Here is a 19,253-nt window from a genome sequence, read left to right as displayed (position 1 = left end):
GGGTGCGCTTATTGCGCACCCTTCCAGTCCGGTTTCGGGAAGACAAGGTCATGCGCGCCTTCCATATCGGTCGGGGCGATACCGACAAACTTGCCATCCTGCCACTGACCGACCTGCCAGAAATTCTGGTCGCCCGGTTTATAAGTGCCAAGGATGGTATCGAAACCGCCCTTTGCCAGTTCGGCATTGACGGCTTCGCGGTCGGTCGAGCCCGCACGTTCAATCGCCTGCTGCAAGGATTGCAGGGATGCCCAGTTGACAATCGATGCCCAGCGATCCGGTTCGCGTCCGGCAAAGGCCACATGGCGTTCGATGTAACTGGCAATTTTCGGATCGGTTTCACTGGCGCCGCCCAGACTGACAACTCCCTCGGCATCGGCGCCAAAGCGGTCCTTGTAAAGCGGGAAGGCGGTGCCGACACCGGCATAGAAAATCTTGGGATTGAATTGCAGGACACGCGCCTGTTCGGTCAGGCCAAGGGTGCCGGGTGGGTAGCTGAAGGCGACAAAGGTATCCGCTCCCAGCGATTTTATTTCATTGACGATGGTTGCCAGATCCTGTGAGCCCAGCGGATAGGTTTTGTCGTAAACCAGTTCAAACCCGCGTTCTTCAAGGGCATCCCGGCCGGCATTGGAAAGTTCGATGCCGAAACCGTCGGCAACCGCGATCATCGCGACCTTGTCGTTGATCTTGCCGTCGGATTTAAGCTGTTCAAGGAACTTTACCATTTCGACAGCGTACTGTTCCCCGGTTCCTAACAGCCAGTATGAATTGGTCCAGCGTTTTGCCAGTTGCGGGGCCTTGTCCGTCACAGCGGTCCCGGCCAGATGGGCATAGCCAGCGCGATCAAGGATCGGTGCGACCGCAAGGTTAAGGCCCGTCCCCCACGGTGACAGGATAAAATCAACCTTGTCCTGATTGATCAGGCGTTCAACCGCGCGAACGGCTTCTTCTGAACTTGACCGGTCGTCATATTCGACGACTTCGATCGGGATCATTTTATCACCGACTTTAAGCCCGCCTGCATCGTTGATCTCTTTGGCCCACATTTCGTAGTTTGGAATGGTGCTGGTGTTTGCGCCCGGCGCACCCGGCCCAGTTTTCGAAATGGCATAACCGATACGATATGTTTCCTGGGCCTGTGCACCGAAAAGGGCGGCCGTGCTCATAAGGGCGGTTGTGGCCGCGGCAAGAGTCGCAAGGCGCAGGCGTGATGAAATCTGCATGCTTTTCTTCCTCCTGATTAATCGAGGCGGTTTTCCCGCTTTGGCGTTATTTCAGGAAGATAGGCATAAAAGATTTGTCATCTACTTTGATGTTCAAAGTAAATCTTTTGCGTATCCTCCCGCCCGTTTCTTCGCGTGTGCGAAATAACGGAAACGCATTATTCGATATATCTTGTTATTTTTGACGGTTCCTTGACCGCGATACTAGTAGGCGCTGGAATGTCTCTAATGTAAAGATGATGAAATTGACATTTTAAGATGAAAAATTGTACTATTTTACATATAACCATTTGGAATATTTCAGGGTCAAAATTGCATGGTTTCATCGGTGATGGCAGAAGACCATCGTCAAACGCCAATCGGCGGACAGTCGTTCGGCGACCCGGTACCAGTGACAACACAGGCGGTGATGGACCGGTTCGATCATGTGTTATCCGTGCAGGACTGGGTGATGAATGATCCCGGTCGACGGGATCGGTGCTATGCGGTTTTGATGTTGTCGGGGCGAGCGCGCATCCGGCTGCGTCAGGGCATGATTGATTGCCGTGCACCGGCCCTTGTGTGGCTGCCGCTTGGTGAAACACAGGCGATTTCGGTGTTGGCCGGGGCAGATGGCTATTTGCTGTCGGTAGCGGACGATCTGGTGGCGCGCCATTGCGGGGATAGTTTATCTGGCACATCCGTATTGCCGGGCGGAGGGCTGCCGTTGCGGTTTGCCGCCGATACGGTTCATAATGTCACCCCGGCGGAGGGCAGCAATAACCTGACGTTACTTGCGCGCAGCTTTGATGCGATCCGGGCGGAGCTTATGCAAAATGGGCTTGGTGCTGGGATAGTGGTTGGTGCGCATTTGCAGATCATTCTGACGATGGTTCTGCGTCTGGCCGAGGGAGTAATCGAACAGCGTGACAAACATCGCCCCGGCTCGATCACCTTCCAGCGGTTTTTGCAGGTGCTTGAACTGCATTTTCGCGAACATTGGAACATTGCCGATTATGCCACGGCCCTTGGCGTCAGTGAAAGACGGCTGGGGTCGGCGGTGATGCGGGCGACGGGCAAGCCGCCCCTGACACTTGTGCATGAGCGGGTTATTCGTGAAGCCTGCATGCGGCTGGAACAAAGTCCGCTGGCGGTCGCACAGATTGCTTATGGGCTTGGTTTTCGCGATCCGGCCTATTTCAGCCGGTTTTTCAAACGTTACATGGGCGAGGCACCCGGGGCCTACCGACGCCTGCGCCGGGCCGAGGAACGGGCGCGCGATAATACCTTTGCTGCGTGGCCATAAAGGCGAGGAGAGCCAAATGTCGCAGAATTGTCGTAAAGCCTCACAGATTTTTGATGCTGCTTTGCGATAGACTTGCCTTTTTTTGATCTTATTTGTCGGATCACATCGTAACATTAGTGAAATATGACATCTGACAGGATTGATTGGTGAGAAAAGGCAGGAATTTCATTCTGGGCCTGCTGGCAATGCTTGTGCTGCCATTTGGCATCAGCCTTGCGCAGGATCCCCCCGCCGAAAAGGCGGAAAAGCGCCAGACATGGCGTAATGCACCGCGACATTCATCGGGTGTTGCCCCTGATCCGGCAGCGAATGCCGATATTGCGATTGTACAGGTCATGGCGGCCCATACCTATGGCTGGCGCGGTTATTTCGCGGTTCATCCGTGGATCATCTATAAGCGGGCCGGTGAAACCAGCTATACGCGTTATGACGTGGTTGGCTGGGGCAGTGGCAACGTCGTGCGCAAGAACTATGCCTTGCCCGATGGCTTGTGGTTCGGGTCTGAGCCGCAAATTCTTGCCGATCATCGCGGTGAGGGTGTCGATGATCTGATCGATCAGGTCGAAGCCGCGATTGATAGCTATCCCTACCCGGATCAGTATCGCAGCTATCCGGGGCCAAACAGCAATACATTTGTCGCCCATATTGGACGCAACGTACCCGACCTTGATCTTGATATGCCGGCCAATGCAATCGGCAAGGATTTCCGTGCCATCACCGATCCGGTCGGGTTATCGCCTAGTGGGCAGGGCGTGCAGGCAAATCTGTTGGGACTGTTTGGTTTTTCCATCGGTCTTGAAGAAGGGATCGAGTTGAACCTGCTCGGCCTTAATCTTGGCATCGATTTCAATCGTCCGGCTCTGCGCCTGCCGTCTGTCGGGCGGCTGGGTATGGATAATGTCGCCCCCGTCGGCGATGTGGAACCGGTCGAAGCCGCCGAGGAAATCGGCGACCAGGCTGTCGTGGCACAGCCAAGCAGCTAGTCATAACAGCGTTCTGGCTGATTTATCTATTTGCAGATGACAATCAATCGCGTATTGGCTTGTGGTGTCTTTCACCATAGGCCGGGCGCATTCATGTCGGTTCTTTCCCGCATCCCGTTGCAATCAATTCCGAAAACAGTCTGGATACTCGGCTTTGTCAGCCTGTTGATGGATGTCTCATCGGAAATGGTTCAGACCCTGCTGCCGCTTTATCTGGTCAGTGGTCTGGGGGTATCGGCGCTTGCGATTGGCATGATAGAGGCGATTGCGGTGGCAACGGCAACCGTGACCAAGCTGTTTGCCGGTGTTCTGTCCGACATGCTTGCAAGTCGCAAATGGCTTGCGGTCGTGGGTTATGGTCTTGGTGCCTTGTCGCGCCCGATCTTTCCGCTGGCGGACGGGGTGGGGCATATTGTTACCGCCAAATTCATTGATCGTATCGGAAAGGGTATCCGAAGCGCACCGCGTGACGCGTTGATTGCCGATGCTGCGCCGCCCGATGCGCGAGGCGCCAGTTTCGGTTTGCGAAAATCGCTTGATACCATGGGTGGCTTTATCGGGCCGCTGATTGCGGTTGGTGTGATGCTGTTTTCCGGGGCCGATTTCACGCTGGTTTTCTGGCTGGCGGTTCTTCCGGCCGCGGCCGCGATCGGATTGCTGATTTTCGGTATTCGCGAACCGCAGAAACCCTATGTGGCAAAATCACGCCCGGCGATCCTGCGTCAGGCCGCGAAGCTAAACCGGGCCTGCTGGATGGTGATGATTGTGGCGGCCATCCTGATGCTGGCACGATTTAGCGAGGCATTTCTGCTTTTGCGTGCCGAGCAGTCCGGAATTGCCGTTAGCCTTGTGCCGCTGGTGATGGTGTTGATGCATGCGATCTATGGTTTGTGTGCCTATCCGATGGGTGTTTTATCCGACCGGATCGGACGAGGCGGGCTTTTGGCGGGCAGTATCGGTGTTCTTGCCACGGCCGATCTTGCAATTGCATTTTTGCCTGGAAAGGGCGGATATCTTCTGGGGATTATTCTTTGGGGGATGCATATGGGCATGTCGCAAGGATTGCTTGCGACCCTGATTGCCGATCATGCCCCGGCCGAATTGCGCGGTTCTGCGTTTGGCATGTTTAATCTGATCTGTGGTGGAGCGCTTCTGATCGGTAATGTTCTGGCGGGGGTACTTTGGGAATTTACCGGATCGGATATGACGTTTCTTGCCGGGGCGGGGTTCTGTGTGCTGGCGGGGGTGGCGATCCAGATGCTGCCGTTGGGCGGCGTGATTACCGGGCGAAAGCGGGATTAATCCTGTCATTTCGCAATGGCGGGTTTTCGGCGAGTTTCAAAAACCCCTCGTTTTACGGGTTCAGGAAATAAATCGCTCCGTTCAGCATAGTGGCGAAGCCAACCCAAAGTGCATAGGGAACCAGAAGCATTCCGGCCAATTGATCAATCCGCCAGAACATCGCGCAATTGATGATGATCAGGATCAGCAACGGCACAATATCAATCAGCCCCAGAAGCGGCGATTGCGCCCCGAAAAACAGAAATGACCATAGAAGGTTCAGGGTCAGTTGGACTGCATATACCGCAAACGCCCCCTTTGCCCCGTCAATCCCGCGCTTTAGCCAGACGCGCCAGCCGCTAAATGCGATCAGGAAATAAATCAGGCTCCATGCCGGGCCGAACAGCCAGTTGGGCGGATTGAAGAACGGTTTTTGCAATGCCGGGTACCAGTCATTGACACTGGTCGCCGTTACCGCGCCGCCTGCCGCCGAGATGATCAGACACAACACCATGAACGCAATCAGCGCAAAAACGCGCGTGCGGTGATTGGGCCGGAAGGCGGTTTCGGTGCTGTTGATCATCTTATGCCCCTGATTGCCAATTGACTTCCAATAGATTGGTGAAAAACGATTTTTCGCAAGGGGCGCAGTTTTGGATCAGCCAAAGGGATCATATGTCCCGAAGCTCCAGATATGGCCTTCGGGGTCACGTGCGGAATAAACCTTGCCGCCGTAGTCCTGTTCTTCAAGTGGCATGACGATTTCGGTGCTGGCGGCAACGGCACGGGCATAATGAAGATCGGCGTCGGGGACAATAATATAGATGCTTTGGGTTACCCCGCCAATATCGCTGGGGCGGCGGGTCAGTTTGCCATAGGCACTGTCGCGGACCTGACCCAGCATGATCAGGCCGTTGCCAAAAACCAGTTCGGCATGTTCGACAATGCCGTCCTCGTTTTGATAGATCGCGTGTTTTTCAAAGCCAAAGGCGCGGCACAGAAATTCGATAGCGGCTCGGGCATCATCATAATGCAGGGCAGGAATCACAACCCCGTGGATGTTGGACTCTTTTACGGAATGCGGATCGGTCATGGCAATGGCTCCGTTTCAATCGGTGCGTTCAATCCTGTCCGTTTGTGATTATGCCATATAACCCGCGACAAATTAAGTTGCGGAAGTGACTAAAATCACAGCCGAAACATGTGTAAATATAATATCCAATATTATAGTCTGATTATTCCGGAGCCTGCTTTGATTCAACTCATGGTCGAGGCGATGGTTAGGGGTTCCTTGAAAAGAATAAAACGTTGCCAACATGTCGGGGGATGACCCGGCACTGGTATATGGGGATGGAAATGTTCAATCTGAATTCAATGAAGATCGGCACACGAATGCTGATCATCGTCGCAGGGGCAATTCTTGCAGCCCTGCTGGTTGGGGCGTTCGGTCTGACCGAATTGCGCAGCAACATGCTTGAGGATCGCAAGGCCAAGACACAGAACCTTGTTGAATCAACAATCAGTCTGATAGGGCATTTCCATGCGATGGAACAGTCCGGTGAACTGACCACCGAACAGGCCCAGAATGCGGCCAAGGCGGCGGTGGCGGCTCTTCGATATGATGAAACCAACTATTTCTTTGTCTTTGATTATACGCCGGTTGTTCTTATTCATGACATCAAGAAGGATCTTGTCGGCAAGGATATGAGCAATTCCGTCGACGGATCGGGCAAACACCATTACCGCGAATTCGCCCGTGTTGCCAAAGAAGACGGCCAGGGCTTTGTCGATTACACCTATCAGGTGCCGAATTCTGACCAGCTCCGTCCGAAGCTTTCTTTCGTCAAGGCGTTCAAGCCTTGGGGTTGGGTTGTTGCCACCGGGATTTACATTGATGATGTGAACGCGGTCTTCATGCAGAGCATGCTGGTCATGGGGCTGGTTGCACTGGCGGTTCTGTGTGCGGTTGTTGGCGTGTCGCTGATGATCAGCCGCGGTATTACCCGTCCGCTTTATGCCATTTCGGAAAACATGCTGCGTCTGTCGCAGGGTGATCATAAGATCGAAGTCAAATACACCGATCAGAAAAGCGAGATCGGCGACCTGGCACGTGCGATGGATATCTTCAAATCGAAGACCATCGAAATGGAAGAAATGCGCGAGGCGCAAATCGCGCAGGAAAAACGTGCCGAAGCTGAAAAGCGCGAGGCAATGCGCCAGCTTGCTGACAGTTTCCAAGCGACGGTAGGCCGCGTTGTCGGGCAGGTGACAGAAGCATCGGGCCATATGCAGACATCGGCAAATGCGATGACGGATACCTCCAAACAGGTCGGACAGCGGTCGACCCTTGTTTCCGCAGCCTCGCACGAAATGTCGAGCAACGTGGAAACGGTTGCATCCGCAGCCGAGGAATTGAGCGCCTCAATCGCGGAAATCAGCAATCAGGTGGCGCAATCGTCAAGCATTGCCAATGGGGCGGTTCGGACATCCGAAGACACCCATCAGAAGATCGAACTTCTGGCCGAGGCGGCAAACCAGATTGGCGAAGTGGTTTCGCTGATTACCGATATTGCCGAACAGACCAACCTTCTGGCACTTAACGCAACCATCGAGGCGGCGCGAGCCGGTGATGCGGGCAAAGGCTTTGCCGTGGTGGCCAACGAGGTCAAAAACCTTGCCAACCAGACCGCCCGCGCGACTGAGGATATCAGATCCCAGGTCGGTGATATTCAGGTCGCGACATCCAACGCGGTAACGGCCATTGCCGAGATTGCCGAAACGATCCGCCGTCTTGACGGGGCGACAACCACGATTGCGGCTGCCGTTGAAGAACAGGGTGCCGCAACCCAGGAAATCGCACGCAATGTCGAACAGGCCGCACATGGCACGCGTGATGTTTCGGAAAACATCACGGGCGTCTCGTCGGCCGCCGATGATGCCGAAAAACTTTCGAACGAGGTGCTTGGCCTTGCCGAAGGGCTTGGACGTCAGGCGGCGGTTCTGAACGATGCCGTCGAAGCCTTCCTGGCCGAGGTTCGCAGCGCCTAAGTTGCGGGTTCGCTATCGACAATGATGCCGCCAGCCTTGTTAAAAGGCTGGCGGCTTTTTTATGATGCGGCTTTGCGGCCCCAAACCGGGAACGGATCGGTCAGGGATTTATAGCGGGCGGGGTCGAATTTTCCGGCATTAATCGCCTCGTCCTCGTCTATCAGGCAGTCTGCAAGACGGGCGCGCAGGGCGGCTTCGTGCATCTGACCGGCAAGACCGATAAAGACGATTTCCTGCCGACGGTCGCCAAAGGTCGGATCCCAGTTTGATAAAACTTTATCGCGCCAGTCATTGTTGTCGGGCCAGCGATCACGCGGTACGGCGCACCACCATGTGCCAAGGGCCTCGTGCTTTACCGCAGCCCCGGCCTGACTGATTTCGCCAACCCAGTTCGGGCGGGTGGCGATCCAGAAATGCCCCTTGGCGCGCACGATGCCCGGCCATTCGGAATGGATGAAATCGTAAAACCGTTTGGGGTGAAACGGCAAGGGGGTGCGGAAGGTAAAGCTTTTGATGCCGTATTCTTCGGTTTCGGGCACATGGTCGGCAAAGCCATATAGTTCCTTGGCCCAAAGCGGGTGATCCTGTGCACGTTCGAAATCAAACAGGCCGGTATTCAGGATTTCATGCGGATCAACCCGGCCATGATCGGTTTCGATGATTTTGGCATCGGCATTCAGCGCGCGAATGATGCCAAGCACGATTGTGCGTTCGTCTGTACCAATCAGATCAAGCTTGTTGAGCACAATCACATCGGCAAATTCGATCTGATCGACCAGAAGATCGACGATGCTGCGGTCATCTTCCTCGCCAAGGCTTTCGCCGCGGTCATTAAGGAAATCGGTGCTGCTGTAATCGGCGATCATGCGGGCGGCATCAACAACCGTAACCATCGTGTCCAGTTGCGCGATATCGCCTAGCGACTGGCCGTTTTCATCGCGGAAATCGAATGTTGCGGCGACTGGTAGCGGTTCGGATATGCCGGTTGATTCGATCAGCAGATAGTCAAACCGGCCTTCTTCGGCCAGACGGCGAACCTCAATCAAAAGATCGTCACGTAGCGTGCAGCAGATGCAGCCATTGGTCATTTCGACCAGCCTTTCATCCATGGCCGAAAGTGCTGCCCCGCCATCACGGATCAGGTCGGCGTCGATATTGACATCGCTCATATCATTGACGATTACGACGACTTTCAGTCCGGCACGATTGTTCAGCACATGATTAAGCAGGGTGGTTTTGCCCGCACCAAGAAACCCGGACAGAACCGTAACGGGAAGGCGTTGCATGGCGGTTCCTTTTAAATGTTATGTTATAACATAACATTTATCGGGTTTTGAGATATGAGGCAATAATGAAAATGCTCAGGTCGGATCAATGCTGGATCAACGCTGTGACGATGTCATCGCCATGCCGACGCATGAGGGGTGGGCATGGCGACAAGGACAAGGATCATGGCTGGCTGGTAACCGTGCGGATATCGGCAAGCAGGTTGTTGAAATAGGGGTTCCATGTCAGGCGGGCGTGATATTTGCCCGGCGTTATCTGGCCCCATGCCCCGAACCACAATGTTTCTGAGTCCTCTGGCACGGGAATGCCTTCCTGGCCGTTTTCAAACATGATGTGACTGCCACGCCTGCCATAATAGGGGTTCTCAGGCGTAAACAGCACGTTCATGTGGGAAAAGGTGCTTATGCGGTCATCAAGCAGATTACTGGAAAGCGCGGTCACACGGGTGTCGTCAAGGTTTGGCGGTGTTTCGCCGTACCAGACAAAACGCGACCGGGGATTGGTGAAGCGACTTTGGAAGGCATCGAGTGTGGCGACGGGATCAAGGACGCTGTCATGCTGGCTCATGGTGATCAGCACCGGGCGGTTAAAATCCGCGCGGGTCAGATCGTCCTGAACCTTGCTGACGGTCTGGTAATAAAGGCTAGCCCCGTGAGAAGGCAGGGATTGGTAATTGGGAATATTGTCTTCCGTGTCGATATCAACCCAATCCCACAGATATGAAATTGCCGGGGCGAGAAACAGATACCCGTTTGACGGATAAAAGCCAGGCGAAAACAGTAAAAGACCGTTCACATCTGGATCATGCGCGGCATAGCTGGTTACCAGATTTCCACCGGTTGAAAACCCGCCCAGCCAGACTTCGCCAACCTCGTTTTTCAGCAATGTTGTTTGGTGGGCAATGATCTTTTCCCAATCGTCGAGATACGGCAGCATTAGGTCAGCGGATTTCGTTCCGTGGCCGGGCAATAGGATTGACCGGACAAGCCATCCGTCCTTTGCCATGGCTGTTGCGATATCGCTGAAATACCACGGGCTGGAACCAAGCCCATGTACAAACAGAATGCCGCGTTTGGGTGCGGTTTCCGGGCGCATTTCAAAGGGCGCATTCATATCGATTTCAAGATCGCGGTCGTCGCTGATGAAGGCGCGGTGTTCGGAAATCCACGCGCGATTTTCACGCACATAGTCCGCAAAACTGTCCTGCTCAAAGGGCGGAAGATCTGCGGAAGGCTCGAAGCGCGGGGAATCCGGGGGGACTGCGCATGACGCAATCAGTACAAGACAGGAAACCAGCAGACAAAGGCGGGGAAGCATGAACCCTCCATCAATGTTTGTTCGGGCCATCGGACAGAGAGTCACAAACGCACCCTCCGGCCTGATCAGGCGGATAGTGCGTTGGCTGACGTGAACGCTTACGTTTTCAATGATTTGTGGATCAGTTTAAAGGTGTTTTTGACCGTAAGTCAATTACGTCGAATTCGCGATCATCCTTGGCATCCCCCGCCATTTAACTGATGGGAGATGCCGATTGCTGATGTTTGGGGATCAGTTATTTTTGGCGGTTTTTGCGGTCTGGCCAAACAGGACTTTCTTGTCCTCTTCGCTCAGTCCGTCTTCCTTGCGAAGACCTTCGCCAGCTTTATAGGCCGCGATGGTTGCAGGGCGCGATTTGATGTTTTCGAACCAGCGTTTCAGGTTGGGGAAGTCGTTCAAATCCTGCTGCTGTTTTTCATGGCTGACGATCCACGGATAACAGGCCATATCGGCAATCGAATAATCGTCACCAGCGATAAAAGTACGACCCTCAAGGCGCTTGTTCAGCACACCATAAAGGCGATTGGTTTCGTTGACATAACGCGTGATGGCATAGGGGATTTTTTCCGGCGCATAACCGCTGAAATGATGGTTTTGACCGGCCATCGGGCCAAGTCCGCCCATCTGCCAGAACAGCCATTCCATCACGGTTTTCTTGCCCCGCACATCAGTCGGCAGGAACTTGCCGGTTTTTTCTGCCAGATATTGCAGGATCGCACCGGATTCAAAAACCGTGATGGGATCACCGCCATCTGCCGGGTTCTGATCAATGATCGCAGGCATGCGGTTATTGGGCGAAAAGGCCAGGAATTCCGGTTTGAACTGATCACCAGCCCCGATATTGACCGGATGGATTTTATATTCAAGTCCGGCCTCTTCAAGGAAAAGCGTGATTTTGTGGCCGTTCGGCGTTGGCCAGTAATAAAGATCAATCATGGGGCGAAGCCTCCTTTGACTTTCGTGATGTGTGGCTCATCTCAAACTATGACCTTGCCAACACGTTTCTGATACGTCAATTTAAACTGATCATTCCATAATTCAAGGGCAGGCGAAAAATACGGTTTCGCCCCCCTTATCAGGAGAGCCCGATGATCCGCTTTTATTTCCATCCGACCCCGAACCCGGCCAAGATTTCGCTTTTCCTTGAAGAAGCTGGTCTGCCTTATGAAATCGTGCCGATCGACACCAAAAAGGGCGAACAGCACAGTTCCGAGTTTCGTGCGATCAACCCGAATGGCAAGGTCCCGGCGATTGTCGATACCGACGGGGCGGGCGGCAAGGAAACCCGGGTTTTTGATTCAAACGCCATCCTGATTTATCTGGCGGAAAAGACCGGAAAGTTTCTTGGTGCGGCGGAAGATCGTGGAGAATTGCTGTCCTGGTTGATGTTTATTGCATCGGGCCTTGGCCCGTTTTCTGGGCAGGCGGTGCATTTCCAGCATGTAGCACCGGCGGGCAACGATTACGGCGTGAACCGCTATCGCAAGGAAATCGAACGCCATTACAAGGTGATGGATGATCACCTTGCCCAGCGCGAATTTGTTGTCGGTGACAGTTACACCATTGCCGATATGTCGCTTTGGGGCTGGATCGAGCGGGCGGCATTCGTCATGAAAAGTGACGCGCCGCTTGACCCCTATCCGAACCTGAAAAAATGGTATCAGGGCATCTGCGCCCGCCTGGCGGTGGAGCGGGCACGCAAGGTTGGCAGTGAGCATGCCTTCAAATCGGAAATGGATGACATTGCCAAACGTGCGCTGTTCCCGTCGAATTACAGCTGATAATCCGATTTTAACAAAAACACCCCCAGTAGATGACTGCCGGGGGTGTTTCGTTTCACATCGGGAAAGATCAATCAGTCGGTGTTTTTCTGTCCGAACTGCTTGTTGAAATGCAGGACGAGCAACGTTACCGCCGCCCCCGAAAGCAGATACGCTCCAACGCCAATCGGGCCATAGGCCACGCAGAGCAGAAGGGCGATCAACGGGGCGAAACCGGCACCAAGCAACCATGCAAGGTCGGATGTCAGGGCCGAACCGGTATAGCGGTATTCGCGTTTGAAGTTCGATGCCAGTGTACCGGCCGCCTGACCAAAGCACAGACCCAGAACTGCAAAGCCACCCAGAACGATCATACCTTCATTGATGATGTTATAGGCGTAGAGAAGCGGCGTCAGAAGGGCACCGGCCGCGATGATGGCCGCCGAATAACCCAGCAGGCGACGACGGCCGATCTGATCGGCGATGAAGCCCGATGCGATGATGCCAAGGGCACAAAGCACCGCACCAACACCCTGGGTCAACAGGAACTGTCCCGGGTTGGCTGGGGTATAAAGTACGACCCAGCTAAGAGCGAAGACGGTGACCAGATGGAACAGCGCGTAGCTTACCAGCGGAACGAGCGCGCCAAGAAGCACTGTCCGACCGTTATGGCGGATGGTGTCGCGGACACGGACGGCCTGCAGTTCGTTCTTTTCAAGCAGACTTCCGAATTCTGATGTCGCCACCAGACGCAAACGGGCAAACAGCGCCACCACGTTGATCGCAAACGCAACAAAGAAGGCATAGCGCCAGCCGAATGCGAGGAAGTCCTCGGGCGACAGGGTCAGGATCAGGTAGGCAAACAGCGAGGATGCCAGAATGAAGCCAAGCGGTGCGCCAAGCTGTGGCATCATCGCGTACCAGCCCTTGCGATTGTCGGGCGCATTGAGCGCCAGCAGGGACGCAAGACCATCCCACGCGCCACCAAGTGCAAGCCCCTGCGCAAAGCGGAGTACACAGAGCAGATAGATCGCAAACATGCCCGCACTGTCAAAGCTTGGCAAAAAGGCCATCGCAGCGGTTGAACCGCCAAGCAGGAACATTGCAACGGTCAGCTTCGTGCCGCGGCCATACCGGCGGTCCACCGTCATGAAGACGAGGGAGCCGATCGGGCGGGCGATGAAAGCGAGCGAGAATATAAAGAAGGAATGGATGGTGCCGACTATTGCGCTTTCGCCGGGGAACAGAAGTTGGGGGAACACCAGCACCGATGCGATGCAATAAACGAAGAAATCGAAAAATTCCGACGACCGGCCGATAATCACGCCAAGCGCGATCTGACCGGGATCGTTGACTGTGCCAGCCGAGTGTTGGCGTGCGTCGCGTTCCAGACCCGAGGAGGTGGAGGTCGCTAAGGAATGAGTGGATTGGGTCACGCCTGTCTCCCTAAATATCTGACTTCATTGCTTCTCATTGGACCCTTCTTGATTGGATCGAGTCTAATTATAGACATGTGAATTGCAAACGTCAGTGTCAATTATTGTGTTGCGTTGCACAACGCATGGTTTACAACTTTTTGATAATTGTCATAAACACCAGCCTATGTTTGGCGGCCTGCTTGACATTGTTGCGGCGCAGCTATAGCAAGTGAGCGAAATTTTCTGCTGGTGAATTTGTGAAAAAAGTTCGCCGAATTTGTGTCTCTTCCGTGGAAGTTTGGAATTTGAATTCCTATATGCCGCTACGGTTGGGGTACGACGCGTGCCGGTCCGGTGGGCTGGTTATGCGGCTCGCAAGCATATGGTTGTTTGTGAGAACATCTTCCAGAGACTGACAAAGTACAAGCGCATGCTTTCAAAACTTGCACGCGGCGTCGCAATTGCTTCTGTGTTCACGTTACTGACCGGATGTAATCTGGTCGTGATGGACCCGTCTGGTGATATTGCGTCACAGCAAGCCGACCTTATCGTTGTTTCCACGATCCTGATGCTGATCATCATCCTTCCGGTGATGGCGCTGACTGTGTTCTTTGCCTGGAAATACCGTCAATCCAACAAGGATGCAGAGTACGATCCTGAATGGCACCATTCCACCAAGCTGGAAATTGTCATCTGGTCTGCCCCGCTTGCGATCATTATCGCGCTGGGTGCGATCACCTGGGTCAGTACACACACTCTGGATCCTTACCGCCCGCTGGATCGTATCGATGCGGAACGTCCGCTTGAAAAAGATCACAAGCCGATGGTGGTGGAAGTCGTTTCCCTTGATTGGAAATGGCTGTTCATCTATCCCGAACAGGGTATTGCGACCATCAACGAGCTGGCCGCACCGATTGATACCCCGATCCAGTTCAAGATCACTTCTTCCGGCATTATGAACTCCTTCTACATTCCGGCACTGGCGGGGATGATCTATTCGATGGCCGGTATGGAAACCAAGCTCCATGCCGTGATCAACGAAGAAGGTGTCTATGACGGGTTCTCGGCGAACTATAGCGGCGAGGGCTTCTCGCACATGCGCTTCAAGTTCCACGGGCTGAGCGACGCAGGCTTTGATGACTGGGTTGCGAAGGTGAGAGAGGATAGCCGCGGTCTTGGCCGTTCGGAATATCTCGAACTTGAAAAGCCGAGCATCGCCGAACCGGTTCATTATTTCGGCAATGTCGATCCGGAACTTTATCAGGCAATCCTGAATATGTGCGTCGATCAATCGAAGATGTGCATGAACGAGATGATGGATATCGACAGAAAGGGCGGCGGCGGTATTGCGGGGATCTATAACGTTATGTCGCTGACATACGATACCCCGCGTGAACGCGGCAGCCAGCCTTTGCCGTCAACCAAATCTTATGTGGCAACGCTTTGCACCACACCGTCAGGTGGTCTGAGCCAGGAAATTTCTTCGATCCCGTTGTTTGACAACGGTGTTGAAGATGACCGGTTCAGCCCCGTTCCTGCCGGTGTGTCGACAGGGTTCTGAAGCAGTGCCGGTTGATGTAAGTCGACCGGCCCTTCGCGGTTCGCGCACCGGCCTAGCCGGTGCGTTGCCGCATCGAAAAGAAGAGTAATCCGATGTTTTCAAATCCGGACCTTTTGCATTTTATATTTGGCCGGCTTTCACTCGACTCCTTCCCGATGTTCCACGAGCCGATTCTGGCCGTGACATTCGCGGGGGTTGTTCTGGGTGGTATCGTCGTTCTCGGCGCGCTGACCTATTTCAAGCTTTGGGGATATCTCTGGCGCGAGTGGATCACATCTATCGATCATAAAAAGATCGGTATCATGTATATCATTCTGGCCCTTGTCATGCTGCTGCGCGGCTTTGCCGACGCGATCATGATGCGTGCCCAGCAGGCGATCGCCTTTGGCGATGTTGCTGGTTACCTGCCGCCAGATCACTACGACCAGATATTTACCGCCCACGGCGTGATCATGATCTTCTTCGTGGCGATGCCGCTGGTGACGGGGCTTATGAACTTCGTCGTGCCGCTTCAGATTGGCGCGCGTGACGTCGCCTTCCCGTTCCTGAACAATTTCAGTTTCTGGATGACGACTGCCGGTGCGATCACGGTCATGATCTCGCTGTTTGTCGGCGAGTTCGCCAAAACCGGCTGGCTGGCCTATCCGCCGCTTTCAGACATTGTTTACAGTCCGGGCGTCGGGGTCGATTACTATATCTGGGCCTTGCAGATTGCGGGTGTCGGTACATTGTTGTCGGGCGTGAACCTGATTGTGACCATCGTCAAGATGCGCGCACCGGGCATGTCGATGATGAAGATGCCGGTCTTCACCTGGACCTCGCTTTGCACCAACATCCTGATTGTTGCCGCCTTCCCGGTTCTGACCGCGGTTCTGGTTCTGCTGTCGCTTGACCGTTATCTCGACATGAACTTCTTCACCAATGATCTTGGCGGTAACGCCATGATGTATGTGAACCTGATCTGGATCTGGGGTCACCCGGAAGTTTACATCCTGATCCTGCCGGCGTTTGGCGTGTTTTCCGAAGTGGTTTCGACCTTCTGCCGCAAACGGCTGTTCGGTTACAGCTCGATGGTTTATGCGACGATCGTTATTACCATCCTGTCCTATCTGGTCTGGCTGCACCACTTCTTCACCATGGGGTCGGGTGCCAGTGTGAACGCCTTCTTTGGCATCACGACGATGATCATCTCGATCCCGACCGGCGCCAAGATCTTCAACTGGCTGTTCACCATGTATAAGGGCCGCATCAGCTTTGACGTTCCGATGCTGTGGACGATGGGCTTTATGCTGACCTTCGTGATCGGTGGCATGACCGGTGTGATGCTGGCAGTGCCGCCGGCCGACTTCGTGCTGCATAACAGCCTGTTCCTGATTGCGCATTTCCACAATGTCATCATCGGTGGCGTGGTGTTCGGGATGTTTGCCGGTATCGTTTACTGGTTCCCGAAAGCATTCGGTTACAAGCTTGATCCGTTCTGGGGCAAAATGTCCTTCTGGTTCTGGCTGGTCGGGTTCTATTTCGCCTTCATGCCGCTTTATGTTCTGGGCCTGATGGGTGTTACCCGCCGCATGAACCATTTCGATGACGGCTCTTTGCAAATCTGGTTCATCATTGCCGCGTTTGGTGCGGTTCTGATTGCCATTGGTATCGCATCGTTCCTGATGTCGCTGGTCGTATCCTTCATCAAGCGCGAAGAACTGCGGGATGAAACAGGCGATCCGTGGGATGGTCGTACGCTGGAATGGTCGACCTCGTCGCCCCCCCCGGCATACAACTTTGCCTTTACCCCGGTCGTTCACGATCTTGACGCTTGGGCTGATATGAAAAAGCGCGGCTATGTCCGTCCGACTTCCGGTTTCCTCGACATTCACATGCCGAAAAACACCGGTGCCGGTGCGATCCTAGCCGGTATGTCGCTTGTCCTTGGTTTCGCGCTGATCTGGCATATCTGGTGGCTTGCCGCCGTCAGCTTCATTGCCCTGATCGGTACCGCGATTGCACACACCTTCAACTACAACCGTGATTACCACATCCCGGCCAGCGAAGTTGTTGCAACCGAAGACGAACGTACCGCCCTTCTGGCAAAGCAGCAGGCGTAAGGGAATGACAATGGCGAATACAACTGCCTCTCAGACCGAAGCGCCGGTCTTTTACCTGAAGGAAGAGCATCACCCGCAGAACGGGACGATGCTTGGCTTCTGGCTCTATCTGATGAGCGACTGCCTCATCTTTGCGATCCTGTTTGCAACCCATGGCGTGCTTGGCCGCAATTATGCGGCCGGGCCTTCACCGGCGGATCTTTTCGATCTGGAACTGGTTGCGATCAACACCTCGATGCTGCTGTTTTCCTCTATCACCTATGGCTTTGCCATGCTGGCGATGGAAAAGGGCAGCATCAAGGGAACCCAGATGTGGCTGGCGATTACCGGCCTGTTCGGTATCGCCTTCGTCGGGCTGGAACTTTATGAGTTCCATCACCTGTGGCATATCGGTGCCACCCCGATGCGCAGTGGCTTCCTGTCGTCGTTCTATACGCTGGTTGCGACCCACGGCCTGCACGTGACGTTCGGGATCATCTGGCTGGTCACCCTGATGGTTCAGGTTGGCAAGCGCGGACTGGTTCCGGAAAACAAGCGTCGCCTGATGTGCCTTTCGCTGTTCTGGCACTTCCTTGACGTGATCTGGATCGGCGTCTTTTCCGTTGTTTACCTGCTGGGAGTTCTGGGATGAGCACGCATTCTCATGCACATGATGACCATCACGGTCACGATCATGGCGACGGTGCCAGCCACGGCACTTTCAACAGCTATCTGATCGGTTTCATCCTGTCGGTAATCCTGACCGCCATCCCGTTCTGGCTGGTGATGGACGGGGTTCTGGACAGCAAGGTGGCAACCGCGGCCTGGATCATGGGCCTTGGTGTCGTGCAGATCGTCGTCCATATGGTCTACTTCCTGCACATGAATACCAAGTCCGAAGGCGGCTGGAACATGCTGGCGCTGATCTTTACCCTTGTGATCGTGGCGATTGCCATCGCCGGTTCGCTGTGGGTGATGTATCACCTGAACACCAACATGATGCCGCAGATGGATCATGAAATGATCCGAAGCTTCGGCTAGGCTTGGCTTATGTCATAGGGGGCGCGATACTTTTACCGGTATCGCGCCCTTTTTCGTTCCGATGATGTTTTGAAGGTCCAACGCAATGGCTGATACCCAATTGTCCACCGGTACACGACCGTCGACCAGAACCCGTATCGTGGTTTGCATTCTGGCCGCGATCCTGTTTTCAGGTTTTTCGGCACTTGGCATCTGGCAGGTTGAACGCCGGGCGTGGAAGCTGGATCTGATTGAACGGGTTGATGCCCGCGTACATGGCGATCCGTTAACCGCACCGGACCGGGCCGACTGGGAAAATGTCACCCGTGAACGCGACGAATACCGCAAGGTCACCCTGCTGGGCCATTACCGCAATGATCTTGAAAGCCACGTTTATGCCGCCACCGATTATGGTGCGGGATATTGGGTGATGACCCCGTTTGAGCGGGTCGATGGCACGATCATCATGATCAATCGCGGTTTTGTTCCGACAGACCGCCGCGAACCCGATAGCCGGGCCGAGGGCACGGTTTCGGGCGATACGCGGGTTACCGGCCTTTTGCGGATGGATGAGCCGGGTGGTACTTTTATCCGGGACAACGTGCCCGACGAAGATCGCTGGTATTCACGCGATGTGCGCGCCATGGCGGCCAAACGCGGCCTCAACCCGGATGATGTTGCACCATATTTCATTGATGCCGATGGCAGTAACAATCCCGGCAAGCTGCCGGTTGGTGGCCTGACGCGGATCAGTTTCCCCAACAATCATCTGATGTATGCCATCACGTGGTTTGGCATGGCGGCGCTGACGCTGGTGGCGGCCTGGATCGTGTTGCGACCACGTCTGCGCAAGGAAGACGATAGCGATACGGATTAAGGGGGCAATCGGTACTGAGGCTATGCCAGCTAGGGCCGCCGAGGTTGAACATCCCGAAATGAAAAACAGGCCGGTTTCATTTCCCTGAAACCGGCCTGTTTTGTTTTGT

The 19,253-nt window shown here is 54.5% G+C and carries 17 protein-coding genes; 10 read left to right on the top strand and 7 right to left on the bottom strand.

Annotated elements, in window-relative coordinates; genetic code table 11:
* Positions 1-8: 8 nt before the first annotated feature.
* The gene (locus TH5_RS07540; protein WP_114121325.1) at positions 9-1,226 is read right to left on the bottom strand and encodes an amino acid ABC transporter substrate-binding protein; all 1,218 of its coding nucleotides are present in this window, start codon (positions 1,224-1,226) and stop codon (positions 9-11) included.
* A gap of 316 nt (positions 1,227-1,542) precedes the next feature.
* Here TH5_RS07540 and TH5_RS07535 point away from each other — a divergent pair, with 316 nt between their 5' ends.
* From TH5_RS07535 to TH5_RS07525, 3 genes are all read left to right on the top strand, one after another.
* A complete protein-coding gene (locus TH5_RS07535; protein WP_114121324.1) occupies positions 1,543-2,511 on the top strand; it encodes a helix-turn-helix domain-containing protein in 969 nt (322 codons plus the stop codon).
* Positions 2,512-2,657: 146 nt separating this feature from the next.
* Positions 2,658-3,494 carry a DUF3750 domain-containing protein gene (locus TH5_RS07530; RefSeq protein WP_208638415.1) on the top strand — a complete coding sequence of 279 codons (837 nt, stop codon included), beginning with the start codon at positions 2,658-2,660 and terminating at the stop codon, positions 3,492-3,494.
* A 93-nt stretch (positions 3,495-3,587) separates the two neighbouring features.
* The gene (locus TH5_RS07525; RefSeq protein ID WP_114121322.1) at positions 3,588-4,796 is read left to right on the top strand and encodes an MFS transporter; all 1,209 of its coding nucleotides are present in this window, start codon (positions 3,588-3,590) and stop codon (positions 4,794-4,796) included.
* A gap of 52 nt (positions 4,797-4,848) precedes the next feature.
* Here the strand turns inward: TH5_RS07525 and TH5_RS07520 are convergent, their stop codons facing one another.
* Positions 4,849-5,358: a TspO/MBR family protein gene (locus TH5_RS07520; protein WP_114121321.1), complete on the bottom strand. Its 510-nt coding sequence runs from the start codon at positions 5,356-5,358 to the stop codon at positions 4,849-4,851.
* A 75-nt stretch (positions 5,359-5,433) separates the two neighbouring features.
* A complete protein-coding gene (locus tag TH5_RS07515; protein ID WP_114121320.1) occupies positions 5,434-5,868 on the bottom strand; it encodes a VOC family protein in 435 nt (144 codons plus the stop codon).
* Between the two features lie 263 nt (positions 5,869-6,131).
* Between TH5_RS07515 and TH5_RS07510 the strand changes: the two genes are divergently transcribed.
* The gene (locus TH5_RS07510) at positions 6,132-7,823 is read left to right on the top strand and encodes a methyl-accepting chemotaxis protein (RefSeq protein WP_231858319.1); all 1,692 of its coding nucleotides are present in this window, start codon (positions 6,132-6,134) and stop codon (positions 7,821-7,823) included.
* Positions 7,824-7,882: 59 nt separating this feature from the next.
* On the opposite strand, the gene zigA is transcribed toward TH5_RS07510, so the two are convergent.
* The 3 genes from zigA to TH5_RS07495 all read right to left on the bottom strand — a co-directional run bounded on the left by zigA (position 7,883) and on the right by TH5_RS07495 (position 11,363).
* Positions 7,883-9,109, bottom strand: a complete 1,227-nt coding sequence (gene zigA / locus TH5_RS07505) for a zinc metallochaperone GTPase ZigA (RefSeq protein ID WP_114121319.1) — start codon at positions 9,107-9,109, stop codon at positions 7,883-7,885.
* Between the two features lie 163 nt (positions 9,110-9,272).
* On the bottom strand, positions 9,273-10,427 hold the full coding sequence (locus TH5_RS07500) for an alpha/beta hydrolase (protein WP_167443484.1): 1,155 nt from the start codon (positions 10,425-10,427) through the stop codon (positions 9,273-9,275).
* 231 nt (positions 10,428-10,658) lie between these two features.
* The gene (locus tag TH5_RS07495; RefSeq protein WP_114121317.1) at positions 10,659-11,363 is read right to left on the bottom strand and encodes a glutathione binding-like protein; all 705 of its coding nucleotides are present in this window, start codon (positions 11,361-11,363) and stop codon (positions 10,659-10,661) included.
* Positions 11,364-11,515: 152 nt separating this feature from the next.
* Here TH5_RS07495 and TH5_RS07490 point away from each other — a divergent pair, with 152 nt between their 5' ends.
* A complete protein-coding gene (locus TH5_RS07490) occupies positions 11,516-12,208 on the top strand; it encodes a glutathione S-transferase family protein (protein WP_114121316.1) in 693 nt (230 codons plus the stop codon).
* Between the two features lie 74 nt (positions 12,209-12,282).
* Here the strand turns inward: TH5_RS07490 and TH5_RS07485 are convergent, their stop codons facing one another.
* Positions 12,283-13,623: an MFS transporter gene (locus TH5_RS07485; protein ID WP_114121315.1), complete on the bottom strand. Its 1,341-nt coding sequence runs from the start codon at positions 13,621-13,623 to the stop codon at positions 12,283-12,285.
* A gap of 412 nt (positions 13,624-14,035) precedes the next feature.
* On the opposite strand from TH5_RS07485, the gene cyoA reads away from it, so the two are divergent.
* The 5 genes from cyoA to TH5_RS07460 all read left to right on the top strand — a co-directional run bounded on the left by cyoA (position 14,036) and on the right by TH5_RS07460 (position 19,144).
* A complete protein-coding gene (gene cyoA / locus TH5_RS07480) occupies positions 14,036-15,166 on the top strand; it encodes a ubiquinol oxidase subunit II (RefSeq protein WP_114110961.1) in 1,131 nt (376 codons plus the stop codon).
* A gap of 92 nt (positions 15,167-15,258) precedes the next feature.
* Positions 15,259-17,268 carry a cytochrome o ubiquinol oxidase subunit I gene (gene cyoB / locus TH5_RS07475; RefSeq protein WP_114121314.1) on the top strand — a complete coding sequence of 670 codons (2,010 nt, stop codon included), beginning with the start codon at positions 15,259-15,261 and terminating at the stop codon, positions 17,266-17,268.
* Positions 17,269-17,278: 10 nt separating this feature from the next.
* The gene (cyoC, locus tag TH5_RS07470; RefSeq protein ID WP_062952652.1) at positions 17,279-17,899 is read left to right on the top strand and encodes a cytochrome o ubiquinol oxidase subunit III; all 621 of its coding nucleotides are present in this window, start codon (positions 17,279-17,281) and stop codon (positions 17,897-17,899) included.
* Complete coding sequence (locus TH5_RS07465; RefSeq protein ID WP_062952651.1) at positions 17,896-18,288, top strand: cytochrome o ubiquinol oxidase subunit IV; 393 nt, start codon at positions 17,896-17,898, stop codon at positions 18,286-18,288. The genes cyoC and TH5_RS07465 overlap by 4 nt, the downstream gene beginning before the upstream one ends.
* Positions 18,289-18,373: 85 nt before the next feature.
* Positions 18,374-19,144 carry an SURF1 family protein gene (locus tag TH5_RS07460; RefSeq protein ID WP_097050814.1) on the top strand — a complete coding sequence of 257 codons (771 nt, stop codon included), beginning with the start codon at positions 18,374-18,376 and terminating at the stop codon, positions 19,142-19,144.
* Positions 19,145-19,253: the final 109 nt, after the last annotated feature.

The organism is Thalassospira xianhensis MCCC 1A02616 (assembly GCF_003326475.1).
Lineage (GTDB): Bacteria > Pseudomonadota > Alphaproteobacteria > Rhodospirillales > Thalassospiraceae > Thalassospira > Thalassospira xianhensis.
The sequence above is the reverse complement of the archived record's forward strand: the minus strand, read 5'-3'. Positions and strand labels throughout refer to the sequence as shown.

Excerpts from the sequence above, each read along its gene's own strand:
- cyoA (WP_114110961.1), top strand. The coding sequence starts at position 14,036 with ATGCTTTCAAAACTTGCACGCGGCGTCGCAATTGCTTCTGTGTTCACG.
- TH5_RS07515 (WP_114121320.1), bottom strand. The coding sequence starts at position 5,868 with ATGACCGATCCGCATTCCGTAAAAGAGTCCAACATCCACGGGGTTGTG.
- cyoB (WP_114121314.1), top strand. The coding sequence starts at position 15,259 with ATGTTTTCAAATCCGGACCTTTTGCATTTTATATTTGGCCGGCTTTCA.
- TH5_RS07525 (WP_114121322.1), top strand. The coding sequence starts at position 3,588 with ATGTCGGTTCTTTCCCGCATCCCGTTGCAATCAATTCCGAAAACAGTC.
- zigA (WP_114121319.1), bottom strand. The coding sequence starts at position 9,109 with ATGCAACGCCTTCCCGTTACGGTTCTGTCCGGGTTTCTTGGTGCGGGC.
- TH5_RS07535 (WP_114121324.1), top strand. The coding sequence starts at position 1,543 with ATGGTTTCATCGGTGATGGCAGAAGACCATCGTCAAACGCCAATCGGC.
- TH5_RS07520 (WP_114121321.1), bottom strand. The coding sequence starts at position 5,358 with ATGATCAACAGCACCGAAACCGCCTTCCGGCCCAATCACCGCACGCGC.
- TH5_RS07540 (WP_114121325.1), bottom strand. The coding sequence starts at position 1,226 with ATGCAGATTTCATCACGCCTGCGCCTTGCGACTCTTGCCGCGGCCACA.
- TH5_RS07500 (WP_167443484.1), bottom strand. The coding sequence starts at position 10,427 with ATGCTTCCCCGCCTTTGTCTGCTGGTTTCCTGTCTTGTACTGATTGCG.
- TH5_RS07510 (WP_231858319.1), top strand. The coding sequence starts at position 6,132 with ATGTTCAATCTGAATTCAATGAAGATCGGCACACGAATGCTGATCATC.
- cyoC (WP_062952652.1), top strand. The coding sequence starts at position 17,279 with ATGGCGAATACAACTGCCTCTCAGACCGAAGCGCCGGTCTTTTACCTG.
- TH5_RS07460 (WP_097050814.1), top strand. The coding sequence starts at position 18,374 with ATGGCTGATACCCAATTGTCCACCGGTACACGACCGTCGACCAGAACC.
- TH5_RS07465 (WP_062952651.1), top strand. The coding sequence starts at position 17,896 with ATGAGCACGCATTCTCATGCACATGATGACCATCACGGTCACGATCAT.
- TH5_RS07495 (WP_114121317.1), bottom strand. The coding sequence starts at position 11,363 with ATGATTGATCTTTATTACTGGCCAACGCCGAACGGCCACAAAATCACG.
- TH5_RS07490 (WP_114121316.1), top strand. The coding sequence starts at position 11,516 with ATGATCCGCTTTTATTTCCATCCGACCCCGAACCCGGCCAAGATTTCG.